The organism is Leclercia sp. M50, assembly GCF_037150775.1.
In the GTDB taxonomy this organism is placed as follows: domain Bacteria; phylum Pseudomonadota; class Gammaproteobacteria; order Enterobacterales; family Enterobacteriaceae; genus Enterobacter.
The window spans coordinates 23484-43012 of the sequence record NZ_JBBCPK010000017.1 but is presented as its reverse complement, the minus strand read 5'-3'; the positions used below and the strand labels follow the sequence as shown (position 1 = coordinate 43012).

Genomic DNA, 19529 nt, shown 5'->3' with positions numbered 1-19529 from the left:
TAACCGGGGCATCGCTTTTCGACGTAATAAAGGGCCAGAAGAGCCTAAACAACACAGGCAGTAACAACAGGAAAACATCACATGGTAGATCAGGCAAAAGTCGTTGCCGACGAAGAGGCACCGTCTGAACAATCGCTACGGCGAAATCTCACAAACCGTCATATTCAGCTTATCGCCATCGGCGGCGCTATCGGTACCGGGCTGTTTATGGGGTCAGGCAAAACCATCAGTCTTGCCGGGCCGTCGATCATTTTTGTCTATATGATCATCGGCTTTATGCTCTTTTTCGTGATGCGGGCAATGGGCGAGCTGCTGCTCTCGAATCTCGAATACAAATCCTTTAGCGACTTTGCCTCCGACCTTCTCGGGCCGTGGGCGGGCTATTTCACCGGCTGGACCTACTGGTTCTGCTGGGTGGTGACCGGGATGGCCGACGTCGTCGCCATTACGGCTTACGCGCAGTTCTGGTTCCCGGGACTGTCGGACTGGGTGGCCTCGCTGGCGGTCATCATTCTGCTGCTGAGCCTTAACCTCGCCACCGTAAAAATGTTCGGTGAGATGGAGTTCTGGTTCGCGATGATCAAAATTGTCGCCATTGTCGGCCTGATTGTGGTCGGCCTGGTGATGATCATGACCCACTTTACCTCCCCGAGCGGCGTGCAGGCCTCGTTCACCCATCTGTGGAATGACGGGGGCTGGTTCCCGAAAGGGTTGAGCGGATTCTTTGCCGGCTTCCAGATTGCGGTCTTCGCCTTTGTGGGGATTGAGCTGGTGGGAACCACTGCCGCAGAAACCAAAGATCCTGAGAAGTCTCTGCCGCGGGCGATTAACTCCATTCCCGTGCGTATCATCATGTTCTATGTCTTCGCGCTGATCGTCATTATGTCGGTGACGCCGTGGAGCTCCGTGGTACCCAGCAAGAGCCCGTTCGTTGAGCTGTTTGTGCTGGTCGGTTTACCGGCGGCGGCAAGCCTGATTAACTTCGTGGTGCTGACCTCCGCGGCCTCTTCGGCCAACAGCGGCGTCTTCTCCACCAGCCGTATGTTGTTTGGTCTGGCGCAGGAAGGGGTGGCGCCGAGCGCGTTCGCCAAGCTCTCTAAACGTGCGGTACCGGCGAAAGGGCTGACCTTCTCCTGTATCTGTCTGCTGGGCGGCGTGGTGATGCTCTACGTGAACCCAAGCGTGATTGGCGCCTTCACCATGATCACCACGGTTTCGGCGATCCTGTTCATGTTCGTCTGGACCATCATCCTCTGCTCGTACCTGGTGTACCGCAAACAGCGTCCGCACCTGCATGAAAAATCCATCTATAAGATGCCGTGGGGTAAGCTGATGTGCTGGGTCTGCATGGCGTTCTTCGTGTTTGTGCTGGTACTGCTGACGCTGGAAGAGGATACCCGTCAGGCGCTGATGGTCACGCCGCTGTGGTTTATCGCCCTGGGGCTGGGCTGGCTGTTGATCGGTAAGAAACGTATGGCTGGCATGCGTTAATTGTGTTGTGCCGGGTGGCGGCTGCGCCTTACCCGGCCTACGGTTCGTTGCTTTTGTAAGCCCGGTAAGCGCTAACGCTACCGGGCTTTTTTATTCCCCGGCCAGCGCCCGTGGGAACAGGACGTTATTCTCCAGACTGATGTGCTCCATCAGATCGTCGATCATCTCGTTAATGCCGTTATACATCGCGCGCCAGGTGGTGCAGGCATCCGCAGGTGGGGTCACGTTATGGGTGATGTGCTTGATCACCTCAATCAGTTCACCGGCGTCGTCGTGCTCGCTTTCCATCACGCTGATCGGCCCCATCGCCTGGCTGCCCATTCCCTGTTTGATCATCGGGAACAGGATCTGCTCCTCTTTCATCATGTGGCTGGAGAGCTCTTCATGCAGCAGGGTCAGGTTTTTCGCCAGGCCGCGCGGAACAGAGGCTTTATCGGCATGGACGCGCTCAACTTTGGTGGCCTGCAGGATCAGCTCCGGCAGCTGTTCGCGGTGGCGATCGTGAAAGCGCACGATGATGTGATCGATGATTTCGGCCAGCGCCACGCTGCGCCACTCTTTTTCCAGCGGCTGCTCGGCCAGCTTCGCCAGTTCTGCTTCGATGAGGTCCAGATCCAGTTCCTTACGCGACGCGGCACGCGCCAGGGTTTGCTTACCGCCGCAGCAGTAATCCATATCGTATTTACGAAACAGCGCGGAAGCGCGTGGGATGGAGAGCGCCAGCTCGCCTAAAGGTTGGTCGCGGAAGGCCATGGTCGTTACCTCATCGTTATTTGATAAGATGTATTTTAAATGCATCTTTTAGGCGAAGCTATAACCCTTTATAGGCAGGGGTAAAAAAGCGATACAGATCACAAAAAAATGCCGATTTAACTCTATGAATGGATTTAAAAAACGGGTTTAGAAACTTTTTAAAGGCACAGAGACGGTAAACAACCCGCTGCGCCTGCCGATAGATACAGGTCAGACAATACCTGCATATAAAAAAGGCAACGCATGTTTAAACGTATAAAAGTGATAACCCTTCTGATTTCGGTGCTGCTGGCGCTCGGGATCATGCAACTGATCTCCGCCGGCATTTTCATTAACGCGCTTAATAACGACAAAGAGAACTTCACCGTTTCCCAGGTCTCCAGCCAGAATGTGGCCGAGTTCACCGACGCCTGGATCAGCCTTAACCAGGCGCGCGTCACCCTCAACCGCGGCATGCTGCGCCTGCAAAGCAGCATGGCTTCGCAGATCAACGGCGGGCAGCTGAACGAGCTGGTCAACACGGCAAAAAATCTGCTGGCAGACGCCCAGTCCCATTACGACAAATACTACGCGCTGCCGGAAACGCCGGGCCTGGATGAAAAACTTTCCAGCCAGCTGGAAGAGCAGTACCGCATCTACTCGGCCACCCTGACCCAGATGAACCTTCTGCTCTCCCAGGGCAACCTCGAAGATATGTTTAAGCAGAACGCCGAGCAGAAGCAGACCGCAATGCAGAAAGTCTATCGTGAATGGCGCCAGGCGCAGGCAGCCCTTACCGATAAAGGCATTGAAGATAACGAGAGCGACTACAAACGCATCCTGTGGATCCTTTCCGGGATGATGCTTCTGGTGATCGCCGTGATTGTCTCCAGTTGGATCGCCATGCGCCGTGTGCTGCTGCTGCCGCTGCAGGAGGTCATCGATCATATTCGCGCTATCGCCGCGGGCGACCTGACGCAGCCTGTTGACGTTCAGGGCAAAAACGAAATGGCGGTGCTGGCCTATAACGTTCACGAGATGCAGAAGGCGCTGGCGAACACCGTAGGTGTGGTGCGTGAGGGCTCCGACACCATTTATACCGGCGCGGGTGAAATCTCCGCAGGCAGCAACGATCTCTCTTCCCGTACCGAGCAGCAGGCGGCCTCGCTGGAAGAGACCGCCGCCAGCATGGAACAGCTGACCGCCACCGTGAAGCAGAACGCCGATAATGCCCGTCAGGCGTCACGCCTGGCGCTGGATGCCTCAAGCACCGCCAAAAAAGGCGGAAACGTGGTGGAAGGGGTGGTGCGCACCATGGACGAGATCGCCAACAGTTCCAGCAAAATCGCCCAGATCACCAACGTGATTGACGGCATCGCCTTCCAGACCAACATCCTGGCGCTGAATGCGGCGGTAGAAGCGGCGCGTGCCGGGGAGCAGGGACGCGGATTTGCGGTGGTGGCAGGGGAAGTTCGCACTCTGGCCCAGCGCAGCGCCCAGGCGGCGAAAGAGATCAAAGGGCTGATTGACGACTCGGGTGCCCGGGTCAGCGCCGGTTCCGCGCTGGTGAATGAGGCCGGGGAGACGATGGCGGAGATCGTCAGCGCCGTAACCCGCGTCACCGACATCATGGGCGAAATTGCGTCCGCCTCTGATGAGCAAAGCCGGGGTATCGATCAGGTCGGCCAGGCGGTGGCCGAGATGGATCGCGTGACCCAACAGAACGCCTCGCTGGTGGAGGAGTCTGCGGCGGCAGCGGCAGCGCTGGAAGAGCAGGCGGCACGCCTGAACGAGGCGGTGGCGGTATTTAAGATTGCGAAGGGCCCGGTGGCTAAGGCTGCGCCGGTGAAAACCTATGCTGCAAAAGCCAAACCGGTACAGGCGACGACCGACGCAAACTGGGAAACCTTCTGACAGAGGCCGGGTGGCGCTAACGCTTACCCGGCCTACGGAACGCATGACTTTGTAGGCCCGGCAAGCGCAGCGCCGCCGGGCAATAATTACAGCTCCGAAGCCGGAACGACCGAAATTTTTTCCGGCTTTGCTTTTACCGCAATCACCACCCCCACCACCAGCAACACAATTCCCGTGCCGGTTAACAGCGGCGGCAGGCTCTGGCGCATCAGGAAGGTATAGAGCAGACCGGCCAGGGTTTCGAAGACAATCAGCGGCCCTAAGATCACCGTCGGTAATTTCTGGCTGGCGACGTTCCAGCACAGGGCGCCCACCCATGAGCAGCAGACGGCAATCGCCAGCATCAGACCGAGAAAGACCCATGGCCGTGGCCCCAGCGGCAGGGCAAAGTCCGGCTGCTGCACGTTCAGCCATGCGCAGGCGGCAAGGTAGCCCAGTAACGAGACCGGCAGTGTCACCAACGCCTGGGCGGTGGCCCACATCATCGGATGTTTGTCGGGGTTTTCCCGCAGCCAGCGGGCGTTACGCAGGGCGTACCATGCCCAGCAGACCACCGACACCGACGCCAGCAGGATCCCCGAAACATAGCGCCAGCCACTGCCTCCGGCCACGCCGTGACGCAGCTCGGCGATATTCACGCACACCAGCCCCAGCGCAATGGCAAACAGCCCCGGGAGCATCTTTGACCACGCCAGCTTACCATCGCGCTGGCTGTAGAGCAGGTTGGCGAACACCGGGATCACCACCGGCAGCGTGCCGATGATCATGGTCGACACCGGGGCCCCGGTACGCTGGATCGCGCTTGCCAGGCAGACGTAATAGATCAGGTTGCCCATCATCGTCAGAGACAGGGCGGTGAGCCAGTCCCGGCCTTTCAGCTGGCGTAACCGCGCCCGGCCGAGCCAGGCGATCGGCAGGGCGATCAGCCCCAGCGCCAGATAGCGTCCCATCGACTGTAGCGCCGCCGGGTATTCCGGGACGATCAGCGGCCCGACAAAAATCAGCCCCCACATTAACCCTGCAAGCAGGGCATACAACACGCCGCTAATCATTTTTCCCTTCCTCTGCTCTGAACCTGCTGGCAGTGTAGAAAGGCAACAGAGGGCGGTATTGTATGAGATTGCGCATTAGCGCTGCGTTACCTGTTTCTGGTAGCGCACCGGGGTAATGCCATAGCGACGGGTAAAGGCCCGGGTCAGGTGCGACTGATCGGTCAGGCCCGTCGCGGCGGCCACCTCTGCCGCCGGGAGTCCCTGGGTGAGAAAGGCTTTGGCGCGCCACAGGCGGATCGCCATCAGCATCTGATGCGGTGTGACGTGAAAATGGGCTTTGAACTGGCGCTGGAAATGGTACGGGCTGAGCGACACCACCTGCGCCAGCTCATCGAGGGTCAGGGAGTGCATATAGTTGTCATGGAGATAGTCGCGCACGCGCTCGAAGCGATGCGCCCCTTCTTTTGCGACCGGCGCATGACGCGCCAGCGGCTGGAAGGTATCAATCAGATCCAGCAGCAGGCCCTTTTGCGCCAGCGGATCGTCGGTGTGCCACAGACCGTAGATCAGCTGACAGATCTGCTGCGAACGGCGGGGATCGTGGCGGGTGACGTCGCTGAACCACCAGTGGCGGATGCCTGTCACCTCCTCCAGCAGGTCCGGTTCGAGATAGATCATCCGGTAGCGCCAGCCGTCGGCGGTTTCGGCCTCGCCGGTGTGCAGCTCGTCGGGATTCATGGTGACGACGGAGTGGACGGGGGCGACGTACTGCGTGCCGCGATAGCGGAAGCGTTCGGCACCGGCTTCAATGGCGCCGATACCGAAGGCCTCGTGAGTGTGGGGTTCAAAGGCGTAGCGGGAGATGTGGGCGTGATACAGCTCCACGCCCGGCACCTGCGCCAGATGGCGAAAGCGCGCGCTGTCTCTCTCATCGAAAAACTGTTCAGGTACGCCTTGCACGGTGAGCCTCCTCGCGGGTCAGAGTCTCATTATCAGAGATGACCCGCAGGGATGCCACACTAATTAACCATGTTTTAACAATTACAGGATATGCTTCACGCTCTCCGCAAGCGTGGTGGTCGGGCGGCCCAGCAGGGCGCTCAGGGTGCGGCTGTCATCAAACAGACCGCCTTTCGAGGCACCAACATCGGAGTCGGCCAGCATCTCCGCCAGACCCGCCGGCAGACCCACTCCCTTCAGCGCGGCGGCAAAATCCGCTTCGCTCAGGTTCTGATAGACCACGTTTTTACCGCTCTGGCGGCTCAGCTCGGCAGCAAGCTCGCTTAATGTCCACGCCTGGTCGCCTGCCAGCTCATAAACTTTACCGGCATGACCCTCTTCGCTGATAACGCGGGCCGCAGCGGCGGCATAGTCGGCGCGGGTGGCGGAGGCGATTTTGCCTTCACCGGCAGCACCAATAAACACGCCGTGTTCCAGCGCAGGCGGGGCGCTGGCGAGGTAGTTTTCGGTGTACCAGCCGTTACGCAGCAGAGCGTAAGGAATGCCCGATTCGGCCAGCGCTTTTTCGGTGGCGACGTGCTCCACATGCAGGCCCAGCGGGGAGGTGTCGGCATGCAGCAGGCTGGTGTAGGCGATAAATTTCACGCCCGCCGCCTTCGCCGCGTTAATGACGTTCTGGTGCTGCGGCGCACGCTGGCCCACTTCGCTGGAGGAGATCAGGAGCAGTTTATCCACGCCCGCGAGTGCGGCGGTGAAGGCAGCCTGGTCGGTATAATCGGCCTGACGCACGGTCACGCCCTGCTGACTCAGCGCCTCAGCCTTCGCCGGGTTACGTACAATGGCGACCAGCTGGCTCGCCGGAACGGTTTTCAGCAGCTGTTCAATAACGCGTTGGCCAAGCTGGCCGGTAGCGCCTGTAATCGCGATCATGATGAATATCCTTCGTCTCGGGTGAATGTTGTGGCACACTATCACTCAAACTAACTTTTAGTAAGTACGTACAAAAAGGTAAGTATCTCATGGCAAACCCAACCCTAAGCGAGCAAATGCGCGACGGCAATCTCTTTGCCGAGCAGTGCCCTTCCCGGGATGTGCTCAAGCATGTGACCAGCCGCTGGGGCGTGCTGATTCTGGTGGCGTTGCGTCAGGGAACACATCGCTTTAGCGATCTGCGGCGCAAGATGGGCGGGGTGAGCGAGAAGATGCTGGCCCAGTCGCTACAGGCGCTGGAGCAGGATGGCTTTGTCAATCGTGTGTCGTATCCGGTAGTGCCCCCGCACGTGGAGTACAGCCTGACCCTGCTGGGGGAAGAGGTGAGTGAGAAGGTGGCGGCGCTGGCCGACTGGATCGAGCTGAATTTGCCCCAGGTGATGAGTCACCGGGATGAACGTGCGGCCTGATGCCGGGTGGCGGCTACGAGTGTTGTAGGCCCGGCAAGCGCAGCGCCACCGGGCATTGTGCGGTCTGTTTGCCGGGTGGCGGCTGCGCCTTACCCGGCCTGGGAAACGGCAACGTGCTTTTACCTGCTTAAATCTAACTGATAAATCGCAAATCCAATCTCATCGGTCGCGACCTGCTGCATCGGGTACTGCGCTTTCTCTTTGATAAACGCCGCCGCTTTTTCCGTTGGCGCGGTCTCAAAGCGGATATCCAGCTTCACATCGCTGTGAACAGGGGCCAGACGCCAGTTGTTATCCGCTGCCGGATGGATTTCGCCGCTCTTCTTCGACTGCTCGCCAATCCACGTTGCCAGCACCGAACGGTTCTCATCCGGTGAGGCGAAGGCGATATGGCTGTCGCCGGTCCCGGCAAACTTACCGCCGTAGGCGCGGTAGTTGTTGGTCGCCACCAGGAAGGTCGCTTTCGGATCAATTGGCTTGCCGTTAAAGGTCAGGTTTTTAATGCGTTCGGCCTGGGCATTCACCACCTGGCACTCGCCGTCATATTTCGCCGGCTGGGAGACATCAATCTGGTACTCCACCCCGTCGATCACATCGAAGTTATAGGTGCGGAAACCGTCCCAGTTAATCAGCGACTGCGGTTTGGTGCTGGTCGGGTCGATCTGGTTAAACTGGCCCGCGGAACACTCCAGCCACTCCTTCACCTCCTGGCCCGTGGCTTTGACCACCACCAGTGTGTTCGGATAGAGATAGAGATCGGCGGCGTTCCGGAAGGTCAGTTGGCCTTTTTCAACTTCAACATAGCTGGCCGGATCGTTCTTGCGACCACCCACTTTAAACGGCGCCGCAGCGGAGAGGACCGGCAGTTTCGCCAGATCGGGATCGCCCTGAATATAGCGCTCCACGTAGGCTTTCTGCGCCATATTCACCACCTGCACGGTAGGATCGTCCTGCACCAGCGCCAGGTAGCTGTACATGTTGTCGGCGGATTTGCCGATGGGTTTGCTGACAAACTCGCGGGTGGCGTCGTGATCGTGCTTCAGCACCTCGATGATATTTTTATCTTCGCCCACCAGCGCTTTTTTAGCGGCCAGATCGTAGATCGGTCGCGCTTCGGCTTTCGACTGGGTGACCTGCCATTTGCCGCCGTCATTATTGAGCACCAGATCGACCACCCCAAGGTGATCCCCCCACATGCCCGGCATCACCGCGGGCACGCCGTTCAGGGTACCTTTGGCAATGTCCTCCCCTTTAATGCTGGCGAAGTCTTTACCCGGGAAGACCGCGTGGGCGTGGCCGAAGAGAATAGCGTCCACCCCTTTCACTTCGCTGAGGTAGTAGACCGAGTTTTCCGCCATCGCCTGGTATGGGTCGGCAGAGAGCCCCGAGTGGGCTACTACCACCACCAGATCGGCGCCTTTTTCGCGCATCTCCGGCACATACTTGCGGGCGGTTTCGGTGATGTCATTAACCGTCACTTTGCCGCTCAGGTTGGCCTTATCCCAGGTCATGATCTGCGGCGGGACAAAGCCGATATAGCCGATCTTCAGGGTCTGCGGTTTCCCGTCCTGATCGACTACGGTGGTCTCTTTGATCAGGTAAGGGGTAAAGAGCGGCTTCTGGGTCTTAACGTCGATGATATTGGCGTTAACGTACGGGAATTTGGCCCCTGAAAGCGCCATATGCAGATAGTCCAGCCCGTAGTTAAACTCATGGTTACCCAGGTTACCCACCGCGTAATCCAGGGTATTTAGCGCCTTGTAGACCGGATGCACATCGCCCTTTTTCAGACCTTTCGCCGCCATGTAATCGCCAAGAGGACTACCCTGAATTAAGTCCCCGTTATCGACCAGGACGCTGTTTTTCACTTCGCTACGGGCTGCGTTAATCAGGCTTGCGGTACGCACCAGACCAAATTTTTCCGTCGGGGCGTCTTTGTAGTAGTCGAAGTCCATCATATTGCTGTGCAGGTCGGTGGTTTCCAGAATGCGGAGATCAACCGTCGCTGCCTGTACGCTCGCCGCAATCAGCGTCGCCAGGAGCGTTGCGCTAAACTTAATCATCAGAGGAGTCCTTTTATTCGATCCAGGCCACAAAAGAATATGTATCTATATTTTTTTGCTTACAGAATTGTGAATCCTGCCAGAAAAAAGGGCCCTGAAACCGGAATTGCTTCACAGATAGCGGATTTATTCACAATGCGATATAAATAAAACAAAGAGTTATACCCACTGTGATAACAAAGAGGTGGAGAATGTTAGATAAAATTTGTCAGCTCGCACGGGAAGCGGGCGAGGCCATTATGCAGGTCTACGATGGTAAGATCCCGATGGATACGATCCGTAAAATCGACGACTCCCCGGTGACCGCAGCCGATCTTGCGGCGCACGGCGTGATCCTGAAAGGCTTGCAGGCGTTAACGCCCGATATCCCTGTGCTTTCCGAAGAAGATCCCCAGCCCTGGGAGGAGCGCCAGCACTGGCAGCGTTACTGGCTGGTTGATCCGCTGGACGGCACCAAAGAGTTCCTCAAGCGTAACGGTGAATTTACGGTAAATATTGCCCTGATTGATAAAGGCAAAGCGGTGCTGGGGGTAGTCTACGCCCCGGTGCTGAAGGTGATGTACAGCGCCGCCGAAGGCAAAGCGTGGAAAGAGGAGTGCGGGGTGCGCAACCCGATCCAGGTGCGTGACGCCCGGCCACCGCTGGTGGTGATCAGCCGCTCTCACTCGGATAACGAACTTGAGGAGTATCTACATCAGCTGGGCGAGCACCAGACAACGTCGATCGGGTCATCGCTGAAGTTCTGCCTGGTGGCAGAAGGGCAGGCGCAGCTCTATCCCCGCTTTGGGCCAACCAACGTCTGGGATACGGCGGCAGGCCATGCCGTTGCCGCCGCCGCGGGCGCCCATGTTCACGACTGGCAGGGCAAGCCGCTCGACTATACCCCGCGGGAATCTTTCCTTAATCCAGGCTTCCGGGTCTCGCTTTACTGACCGACCAACTTATGCAGCAGGGCGACCACCTGCTGCACCTCCTCCTGGGTCAGCGCCCCATCTTTCGCCCACTGCACTTTACCTTGCTTGTCCAGCACGACGGCGGCTGAGCTCTCTTCTTCCAGCTGCCAGGCGCCGCGCGCCGCGCCGTTACTGTCGACGATGAACTGTGACCATGGGTAGAGCTTTTTATTGCTCTCCAGGCTGCTGCGCACGAACATGCCGGAACCCGGTATCGCATCATCGGTATTCACTATGGTAGTGGTCTGATAAGTATCTTTTGGTAAATGTGCCGACTTGATCGCTTCAATCAGGGTTGCGTTTTTCTCTTTTGCCGAAGTGCGACCGGCAATATGTAGCACCACTCGCACTTTGCCAGGAAGCTGCGCGCTATTCCAGGTTTTGTAGCTAAACTCATTATTGTCGAGGATCAATTCTCCCCGGTCGGCAATGCCCACCGGTGGCACTCGTTGTCCCTTCTCAAAATTATGTGCGGAAGCCATCAGTGGCAGCATCAGGCAGGCAGTTGCCAGGATGTTACGTATGGTCATGGTGTTTTCCTTTTTGTTTTATTAGCAGGTGATCCGACCACTTGGTCTGATGTTTTAATCATAAGTGCGATCGCGGCGCTTTACCCGCAATCCCGGTGCCAGAGTGAGGGGGAACGCACATATCTGCACAAAAACGATGGCTTATACTGCCCAAAAGTTACGATTGCAAAGAATATTCTGATTATTTGTCATCAAAAGGTAAATAAACTTATGCAGACTGGGTATCACCATTTTTCTCGTCTATAGTCATTGGGCAACAAAATTTGCGCTCCAGAGGGTCGGCCCGATTGTGGTGCCGCAAGAGCGTATGATTCGCAGGAGATAATAGAATGAAAATTTTTCAACGCTACAATCCGCTTCAGGTAGCTAAATACGTAAAAATCCTGTTCCGTGGACGGTTGTATATCAAGGACGTTGGCGCTTTTGAGTTTGATAAGGGCAAAATCCTTGTCCCAAAAGTGAAGGATAAACAGCACTTTTCTGTGATGTCCGAAGTCAACCGTCAGGTTATGCGTCTGCAAACTGAGATGGCTTAACCAACGTGCTATGCAGTAAAAGAAACGGCTCCCGATGGGAGCCGTTGATGTTTCTGGTTTAGGCCGAGGCGTTCTCTTCAGCATCCGGCATTTTTGGCACCAGCACCGTCGGTTTGTTGTCGATGCGCGTCACCAGCAGCTGGTCGATGCGGTAGTTGTCGATATCCACCACCTCGAACTTATATCCCGAGAACTTCACCGAGTCGGTGCGTTTCGGGATTTTACGCAGCATAAACATCATAAAGCCGCCAATGGTCTCGTAGTTGCCCGACTGCGGGAACTCGTCGATGTCCAGCACGCGCATCACGTCGTCGATAGGCGTACCGCCGTCCACCAGCCATGAGTTCTCATCGCGCGCCACAATCTGCTCTTCCAGACCCTGGCCCACCAGATCGCCCATCAGGGTGGTCATGACATCATTCAGGGTGATGATCCCCACCACCAGCGCGTATTCGTTCATGATCACCGCAAAGTCTTCCCCGGCGGTTTTGAAGCTTTCCAGCGCTTCGGAGAGCGTCAGGGTGTCCGGGACAATCAGGGTATTGCGGATCTGCACCCCGCTGTTCAGCGTCAGGCTCTGGTTCGCCAGCACGCGGTTCAGCAGGTCTTTGGAGTCGACATAACCGATGATGTGATCGATATCTTCATTACAGACCAGGAACTTGGAGTGCGGATGTTCCGCCACCTTTTTCTTCAGGCTCTGCTCATCTTCGTGCAGATCGAACCAGATCACGTTCTCACGCCCGGTCATGGAGGACGGCACGGTACGGGACTCCAGCTCAAACACGTTCTCGATCAGCTCATGCTCCTGCTTACGCAGCACCCCCGCCAGCGCGCCAGCTTCAAATACCGCGTAGACGTCGTCAGAGGTGATGTCATCTTTACGCACCATCGGCAGCTTAAACAGACGGAAAATGGTATTGGCCAGGCCGTTAAAGAACCACACCAGCGGGCGGAACACGAAGAGACAGAAGCGCATCGGGTTGATGATGCGCAAAGCCACAGCTTCTGGCGCAATCATACCGATGCGTTTCGGGGTCAAATCGGCAAACAGAATGAACAGGCCAGTCACCAGTGAGAAGGAGAGAATGAAGCTCAGCTGCTCGGAAAGCTCAGGGGAGAAGTATCGGGAGAAAACGCTATGGAATGCGGGCGAGAATGCAGCATCACCCACAATACCGCCAAGAATGGCGACCGCATTGAGGCCGATTTGCACCACGGTAAAGAACATCCCCGGGTTTTCCTGCATTTTCAGGACGCGTTGGGCATTGAGATCGCCATCATCGGCGAGCAGTTTAAGTTTAATTTTACGGGATGCGGCCAGAGAGATTTCTGAAATAGAGAAAAATGCACTGACAGCGATGAGACAAAGTATTACTAAAATACTGTTTAACATATCTTATCCGGCTTCTCGCCAGATCCTCGGAGGGAAGTTGGTCATACAGGTGTGTAGATATTTTGAACACCGGTCCGAAGCGGTAGGCCGGTTATTTCGAGGGGTAGTATAGCGTAAACGGCTGTAAAGTCGCCAGAGATCGCTTTTTGAGCCGGTTTTGCTCGTCAACAGGCAAAACCGGCTTACTGTTATGCCAGCTGAGGCGGCAGGCAGACACCAATGCCACCGATACCGCAGTAGCCGTACGGATTTTTATGCAGATACTGCTGGTGGTCGTCTTCCGCATAATAGAACGGTAAGGCGTTGGTGATTTCGGTCGTCACCGGGCGATCGTCGCCGGCGGCGTGCATCGCCTGCTGGAAGCGCGCCAGACTGTCGCGGGCGGCGGCATCCTGTTCCGGCGTGAGCGGATAGATCGCCGAGCGGTACTGGGTACCGTGGTCATTGCCCTGACGCATACCCTGCGCAGGATCGTGGTTTTCCCAGAATACCTGCAGCAGCTGTTCGTAGCTGACGACGTTCGGATCATATACTACCCGTACCGCTTCGGCGTGACCGGTCTGCCCGGAGCAGACTTCGCGGTAGGTTGGGTTCGGGGTATAGCCCCCGGTATAGCCTGCCGCGGTGCTGTAGACGCCCGGCAGTTGCCAGAAGAGGCGCTCCACGCCCCAGAAACAGCCCATCGCGAACAGGGCAATTTCCATCCCCTCCGGGACGTTAGTCATGGAGTGGCCGTTAACGGCATGGAGAGTGGCGACAGGCATAGGGGTGTTACGTCCCGGTAATGCGTCCGCCTGAGCAACCAGGTGCTTTTTATCGAATAAACTCACGGTGTGGCCTCCGGGTGGGTGATGTTTGGGTTAAGGTTGTCACGACGCGTTTAATTGAACACAATAAATGCGGTGAATGAGTCTAGATTTAAACATAAGAAATATTAGGGTGTTTAACCATTTTTCAACCCGCGTATTGGGTTTTGGGCCTTTGCCGTGATTTGCTGCGGAGCGGCACTTCATATGCTTCCAGGGGTGGAAACAAGGATATTCAGGAGAAAACGTGCCAAAAATCCGCCAGTTATGTTTAGCCAGTCTCTTGCTGACAAGCGGAGTCACCAGCGCGGCGAACGTTCGTTTACAGGTTGAGGGGCTATCCGGGGCGCTGGAAAAAAACGTACGCGCGCAGCTCTCCACTATTGAGAGCGACGAAGTGACGCCCGATCGTCGCTTTCGCGCCCGCGTGGACGATGCCATCCGCGGCGGTTTAAAAGCGCTCGGCTACTATGAGCCGACCATCGACTTCGAGCTGCGTCCACCTCCGGCCAAAGGGCGGCAGGTGTTGATTGCCCGCGTCAAGCCAGGGGTTCCTGTACTCATCGGCGGCACGGACGTGGTGCTGCGCGGCGGCGCGCGCACCGACCAGGACTACCTTGAACTGCTGAACACGCGGCCAAAGAATGGCACCGTGCTCAATCACAGCGACTATGACGGCTTCAAAAAAGATCTGACGAAGGTGGCGCTGCGCAAAGGCTACTTTGACAGCCAGTTCAATAAAAGTCAGCTCGGCATCGCCCTCGATCGGCATCAGGCGTTCTGGGACATCGACTATGACAGCGGGGAACGCTACCGCTTTGGCGATGTCACCTTCGAAGGGTCGCAGATCCGTGATGAGTATTTGCAGAATCTGATCCCCTTTAAAGAGGGCGACTATTATCAGTCGAAAGATCTGGCCGAGCTTAACCGCCGTCTGTCAGCCACCGGCTGGTTTAACTCCGTGGTGGTGGCACCGGAGTTTGATAAAGCGCGACAGACCAAAGTGCTGCCGCTGCACGGCGTGGTATCGCCACGCACCGAGAACACCATTGAGACCGGGGTGGGCTACTCCACCGACGTCGGCCCGCGCGTAAAAGCGACGTGGAAAAAGCCGTGGATGAACTCCTACGGCCACAGCCTGACCAGCAACGTCAGCCTCTCCGCTCCGGAGCAACAGCTCGATTTCAGCTATAAAATGCCGCTGCTGAAAAATCCGCTTGAGCAATATTACCTGGTGCAGGGCGGCTTTAAGCGCACCGATCTGAACGACACCGAAGCGGATTCTACGACCCTCGCCGTGTCGCGCTACTGGGATCTCTCCAGCGGCTGGCAGCGCGCCATCAACCTGCGCTGGAGCCTCGACCACTTTACCCAGGCCAATGTCACCAACACCACCATGCTGCTCTATCCGGGGGTGATGATCAGCCGGACCCGTTCCCGCGGCGGCCTGATGCCGGACTGGGGGGATTCCCAGCGCTATTCGATAGACTACTCCAATACCGCCTGGGGCTCGGATGTGGATTTCTCCGTGGTACAGGCGCAAAACGTCTGGATCCGCACCTTTTATGACCGCCATCGCTTTGTGGTGCGTGGCAACCTGGGCTGGATTGAAACCGGCGACTTTGAAAAAGTGCCGCCGGATCTGCGCTTCTTCGCCGGGGGCGATCGCAGCATTCGTGGCTACAAATACAAATCCATCGCGCCAAAAGATGACGACGGCAAGCTGATCGGGGCCTCGAAGCTGGCTACCGGCTCGCTGGAGTATCAGTACAACGTCACCGGAAAATGGTGGGGCGCGACCTTTATCGACAGCGGAGAAGCAGTAAGCGATATCCGCCGCAGCGACTTTAAAACCGGCGCAGGCGTCGGGGTGCGCTGGGAGTCACCGGTTGGGCCGATCAAGCTCGATTTCGCCGTGCCGGTAGGCGATAAAGATGAACACGGTTTACAGTTTTACATCGGTCTGGGGCCTGAATTATGAGTTTATGGAAGAAAATCAGCCTCGGCGTGTTGCTGTTTATCCTGCTGCTGCTGGCTGCGGTGGCCTTTCTGGTGGGCACCACCAGCGGGCTGCATCTGCTGTTTAAGGCGGCAGACCGCTGGGTGCCGGGGTTGGAGATTGGCCAGGTCACCGGCGGCTGGCGCGACTTACATCTGAAAAACGTTCGCTACGACCAGTCGGGCGTGGCGGTCAACGCCGGGGATCTGCATCTGGCGGTGAAGCTCAGCTGCCTGCGCGACAGCAGCCTGTGCATTAACGATCTGTCGTTAAAAGATCTCTTCGTGACGATAGATTCCAAAAAAATGGAGCAATCGGAGCCCGTTGCCGAAGAGGAGAGCGGGCCGCTGGATCTCTCCACGCCATACCCGATATCGCTTAACCGGGTGGCGCTGAATAACATCAACGTCAAAATCGACGACACCACCGTGTCGGTGATGGATTTCACCTCCGGCCTGCGCTGGCAGGAGAAAAACCTGACCCTGACCCCGACTTCTCTGCAAGGGCTGCTGATTGCCCTGCCGAAAGTGGCGGAGGTGGCCCAGGAAGAGATTGTCGAGCCTAAAATTCAGAACCCGCAGCCGGAAGAGAAGCCGCTGGGCGAAACCCTGAAGGATCTCTTCTCGAAACCGGTCCTGCCGGAGATGACCGACGTTCACCTGCCGCTGAACCTTAATATTGAAGAGTTTAAGGGCGAGCAGCTGCGCCTCACCGGCGATACCGATCTGACGGTCTTCAACATGCTGCTGAAAGTGAGCAGCATCGACGGCAACATGAAGCTCGACGCGCTGGATATCGACACCAACCAGGGCAGCGTCAACGCCACCGGCAACGCCCTGTTGCGGGATAACTGGCCGGTGGATATCACCCTCAACAGCACCCTGAACATCGACCCGATTAAAGGCGAGAAGGTGAAGCTGAAGGTGGGCGGCGCCATGCGCGAACAGCTGGAGTTTGGCGTCAACCTCTCCGGCCCGGTAGATATGGTGCTGCGCGGCCAGACCCGGCTTGCAGAGGCGGGCCTGCCGCTCAACCTTGAGGTGGTGAGTGAGCAGCTCTACTGGCCGTTTACCGGCGAGAAGCAGTACCAGGCCGATGACGTGAAGCTGAAGCTCACCGGCAAAATGACCGACTACACCCTGTCGTTCCGCACCGCGGTGAAAGGGGAGGGGCTGCCGCCTGCCGGCATCACCCTGGATGCGAAGGGCAACGAACAGCAGATCAACCTCGACAAGCTGACGGTGGCCGCGCTGGAGGGCAAAACCGAGCTGACGGCGCTGCTCGACTGGCAGAAGGCGATCAGCTGGCGCGGGGAGCTGAAGCTCACCGGGATCAACACTGCCAAAGAGGTGCCGGACTGGCCCTCGAAGCTCGACGGGCTGATTAAAACCCGCGGCAGTCTCTACGGCGGTAGCTGGCAGATGGCGGTGCCGGAGCTGAAAATCACCGGCAACGTGAAGCAGAACAAAGTGGATGTGAACGGCTCGCTGAAGGGCAACAGCTACCTGCAGTGGGTCATCCCGGGCCTGCACGTCGCGCTGGGGCGCAACACCGCCGATATTAAGGGCGAGCTGGGGGTGAAAGATCTCGATCTGGATGCCACTATCGACGCGCCGAACCTGGATAATGCCCTGCCAGGGCTGGGCGGAACCGCGAAAGGGCTGCTGAAGGTGCGCGGCACGGTAGAAGCCCCGCAGCTGCTGGCGGATATCACCGCCAACGGCCTGCGCTGGCAGGATCTTACCATCGCCCGGGTGCGGGTAGATGGCGACGTGAAATCCACCGATCAGATCGCCGGGCACCTGAACCTGCGCGTCGATCGTATCTCGCAGCCGGGCCTCAACCTCAACCAGGTCACTCTTGAAGCCAAAGGTAGCGAGAAACAGCATGACCTCCAGCTGCGCATTCAGGGTGAACCGGTCTCCGGCCAGCTGCACCTGGCGGGCAGCTTTGACCGCCAGGAGACCCGCTGGAAAGGCACCCTGGATAACACCCGCTTCGCCACCCCGGTGGGACCGTGGTCGCTATCGCGCGCTATTGCCCTGGATTACCGCAACGCGGAGCAGAAGATCAGCATCGGGCCGCACTGCTGGACCAACCCGAATGCCGAACTGTGCGTGCCGCAGACCATTGACGCAGGCGCCGAAGGGCGGGCGGTGGTCAACCTTAACCGCTTCGATCTGGCGATGCTCAAGCCGTTCATGCCGGACACTACGCAAGCAAGCGGCGTGTTCAGCGGCAAGGCGGATGTCTCCTGGGATACCACCAAACCGGGGCTGCCGGAGGGCAACGTCACGCTCGCCGGGCGTAACGTGAAGGTGACGCAGGTGGTGAACGATGCGCCGCTGCCGCTGGCCTTCAGCACCCTCAATCTCACCGCCGATCTGCATAACAACCGCGCCGAGCTGGGCTGGCTGATCCGCCTCACCAACAACGGGCAGCTGGACGGCCAGATCCAGGTGACCGATCCGCAAGGACGGCGCAACCTGGGCGGCAACGTCAACATTCGCAATCTTAACCTGGCGATGGCGAATGCCATTTTCTCCCGCGGCGAGAAGGCGGCAGGTATGCTGAATGCCAACCTGCGGCTGGCGGGCAGCGCCCAGAGCCCGCAGCTGTTCGGCCAGATGCAGCTGAACGGGGTAGATATCGACGGCAACTTTATGCCGTTCGATATGCTGCCGAGCCAGCTGGCGATGAACTTTAACGGCATGAGTTCGACGCTTACGGGCACCGTGCGTACCCAGCAGGGGCAGATCAACCTCAGCGGCGATGCCGACTGGAGCCAGCTCGATAACTGGCGCGCCCGGGTGGCGGCCAAAGGCAGCAAGGTGCGGATCACCGTGCCGCCGATGGTGCGTTTAGACGTCTCGCCGGATGTGGTCTTTGAGGCCACGCCGCAGCTCTTCACCCTTGATGGCCGCGTCGATGTACCGTGGGCCCGTATCGTGGTGCATGAACTGCCGGAAAGCGCGGTGGGCGTCTCCAGCGATGAGGTCATGCTCAACAACAATCTCCAGCCGGAGGAGCCACAGAGCGCCTCTATCCCGATCAACAGCAACCTGATCGTACACGTGGGTAACAACGTGCGCCTGGATGCGTTTGGGCTGAAGGCCAGACTGACCGGCGATCTGAAAGTCGCGCAGGATAAACAGGGGCTGGGCCTGAACGGGCAGATCAACATTCCGGAAGGGCGCTTCCACGCCTACGGCCAGGATTTGATGGTGCGTAAAGGCGAACTGCTCTTCTCCGGCCCGCCGGATCAGCCGCTGCTGAATATCGAAGCGATCCGTAATCCGGAGGCCACCGAAAATGATGTGATCGCCGGGGTGCGCGTAACAGGCACCGCGGACGAACCGAAAGCGGAAATTTTCTCTGACCCGGCCATGTCCCAGCAGGAAGCGCTCTCATACCTGCTGCGCGGGCAGGGGCTGGACAGCAATCAGAGCGACAGCGCGGCGATGACCTCAATGTTAGTCGGTCTGGGGGTTGCACAAAGTGGTCAGGTTGTGGGTAAAATCGGCGAGACGTTTAGCGTAAGCAATCTGGCGCTGGACACCCAGGGGGTCGGCGACTCCTCTCAGGTGGTGGTCAGCGGCTATGTACTGCCGGGTCTGCAGGTGAAATATGGTGTGGGGATCTTTGACTCATTAGCAACTCTCACGTTACGCTATCGCCTGATGCCTAAGCTATATCTGGAAGCGGTGTCTGGCGTAGACCAGGCACTCGATCTGCTCTATCAGTTTGAGTTTTAGCA

Annotated in this window: 15 protein-coding genes; 7 read left to right on the top strand and 8 right to left on the bottom strand. The window is 57.9% G+C overall.

All coding sequences use genetic code 11. From position 1 onward, the window contains the following. Positions 1-81: 81 nt before the first annotated feature. Positions 82-1491, top strand: coding sequence for a D-serine/D-alanine/glycine transporter (gene cycA, locus WFM46_RS06400; protein WP_336997267.1), 1410 nt, complete (start codon positions 82-84; stop codon positions 1489-1491). A 90-nt stretch (positions 1492-1581) separates the two neighbouring features. Here the strand turns inward: cycA and ytfE are convergent, their stop codons facing one another. Then, positions 1582-2244, bottom strand: a complete 663-nt coding sequence (gene ytfE / locus WFM46_RS06395) for an iron-sulfur cluster repair protein YtfE (protein ID WP_180210219.1) — start codon at positions 2242-2244, stop codon at positions 1582-1584. A 243-nt stretch (positions 2245-2487) separates the two neighbouring features. Between ytfE and WFM46_RS06390 the strand changes: the two genes are divergently transcribed. Further along, positions 2488-4137, top strand: coding sequence for a methyl-accepting chemotaxis protein (locus tag WFM46_RS06390; protein WP_159340445.1), 1650 nt, complete (start codon positions 2488-2490; stop codon positions 4135-4137). An 86-nt stretch (positions 4138-4223) separates the two neighbouring features. Here the strand turns inward: WFM46_RS06390 and WFM46_RS06385 are convergent, their stop codons facing one another. From WFM46_RS06385 to WFM46_RS06375, 3 genes are all read right to left on the bottom strand, one after another. Continuing rightward, positions 4224-5189: a DMT family transporter gene (locus WFM46_RS06385; RefSeq protein ID WP_336997266.1), complete on the bottom strand. Its 966-nt coding sequence runs from the start codon at positions 5187-5189 to the stop codon at positions 4224-4226. A gap of 75 nt (positions 5190-5264) precedes the next feature. Further along, a complete protein-coding gene (locus WFM46_RS06380; protein ID WP_103177996.1) occupies positions 5265-6089 on the bottom strand; it encodes an AraC family transcriptional regulator in 825 nt (274 codons plus the stop codon). An 81-nt stretch (positions 6090-6170) separates the two neighbouring features. Further along, positions 6171-7019 carry an SDR family oxidoreductase gene (locus tag WFM46_RS06375; protein WP_103177997.1) on the bottom strand — a complete coding sequence of 283 codons (849 nt, stop codon included), beginning with the start codon at positions 7017-7019 and terminating at the stop codon, positions 6171-6173. 89 nt (positions 7020-7108) lie between these two features. On the opposite strand from WFM46_RS06375, the gene WFM46_RS06370 reads away from it, so the two are divergent. Further along, entirely contained in the window at positions 7109-7489 is a 381-nt protein-coding gene (locus WFM46_RS06370; protein ID WP_201304753.1) for a winged helix-turn-helix transcriptional regulator, read from the top strand. A gap of 119 nt (positions 7490-7608) precedes the next feature. Here the strand turns inward: WFM46_RS06370 and WFM46_RS06365 are convergent, their stop codons facing one another. Further along, the gene (locus WFM46_RS06365; RefSeq protein WP_336997265.1) at positions 7609-9552 is read right to left on the bottom strand and encodes a bifunctional 2',3'-cyclic-nucleotide 2'-phosphodiesterase/3'-nucleotidase; all 1944 of its coding nucleotides are present in this window, start codon (positions 9550-9552) and stop codon (positions 7609-7611) included. A gap of 191 nt (positions 9553-9743) precedes the next feature. On the opposite strand from WFM46_RS06365, the gene cysQ reads away from it, so the two are divergent. Further along, entirely contained in the window at positions 9744-10484 is a 741-nt protein-coding gene (cysQ, locus tag WFM46_RS06360) for a 3'(2'),5'-bisphosphate nucleotidase CysQ (RefSeq protein WP_103178000.1), read from the top strand. Here the strand turns inward: cysQ and WFM46_RS06355 are convergent. Then, positions 10478-11035: a YtfJ family protein gene (locus WFM46_RS06355; RefSeq protein ID WP_103178001.1), complete on the bottom strand. Its 558-nt coding sequence runs from the start codon at positions 11033-11035 to the stop codon at positions 10478-10480. The genes cysQ and WFM46_RS06355 overlap by 7 nt on opposite strands. A 329-nt stretch (positions 11036-11364) precedes the next feature. On the opposite strand from WFM46_RS06355, the gene WFM46_RS06350 reads away from it, so the two are divergent. Beyond that, positions 11365-11571, top strand: coding sequence for a DUF1107 domain-containing protein (locus WFM46_RS06350; RefSeq protein WP_032616223.1), 207 nt, complete (start codon positions 11365-11367; stop codon positions 11569-11571). 58 nt (positions 11572-11629) lie between these two features. On the opposite strand, the gene WFM46_RS06345 is transcribed toward WFM46_RS06350, so the two are convergent. Together WFM46_RS06345 and msrA are read right to left on the bottom strand one after the other, a co-directional pair. After that, positions 11630-12967, bottom strand: a complete 1338-nt coding sequence (locus WFM46_RS06345) for a hemolysin family protein (RefSeq protein WP_103178002.1) — start codon at positions 12965-12967, stop codon at positions 11630-11632. Positions 12968-13155: 188 nt separating this feature from the next. Further along, positions 13156-13797: a peptide-methionine (S)-S-oxide reductase MsrA gene (gene msrA, locus WFM46_RS06340; RefSeq protein WP_103178003.1), complete on the bottom strand. Its 642-nt coding sequence runs from the start codon at positions 13795-13797 to the stop codon at positions 13156-13158. A gap of 223 nt (positions 13798-14020) precedes the next feature. Here msrA and tamA point away from each other — a divergent pair, with 223 nt between their 5' ends. Both tamA and tamB read left to right on the top strand, forming a co-directional pair. Beyond that, complete coding sequence (gene tamA, locus WFM46_RS06335) at positions 14021-15754, top strand: autotransporter assembly complex protein TamA (RefSeq protein WP_336997264.1); 1734 nt, start codon at positions 14021-14023, stop codon at positions 15752-15754. Beyond that, positions 15751-19527 (top strand): autotransporter assembly complex protein TamB, encoded by a 3777-nt coding sequence (gene tamB, locus WFM46_RS06330; RefSeq protein WP_336997263.1) that lies wholly within the window; start codon positions 15751-15753, stop codon positions 19525-19527. The genes tamA and tamB overlap by 4 nt, the downstream gene beginning before the upstream one ends. Positions 19528-19529: the final 2 nt, after the last annotated feature.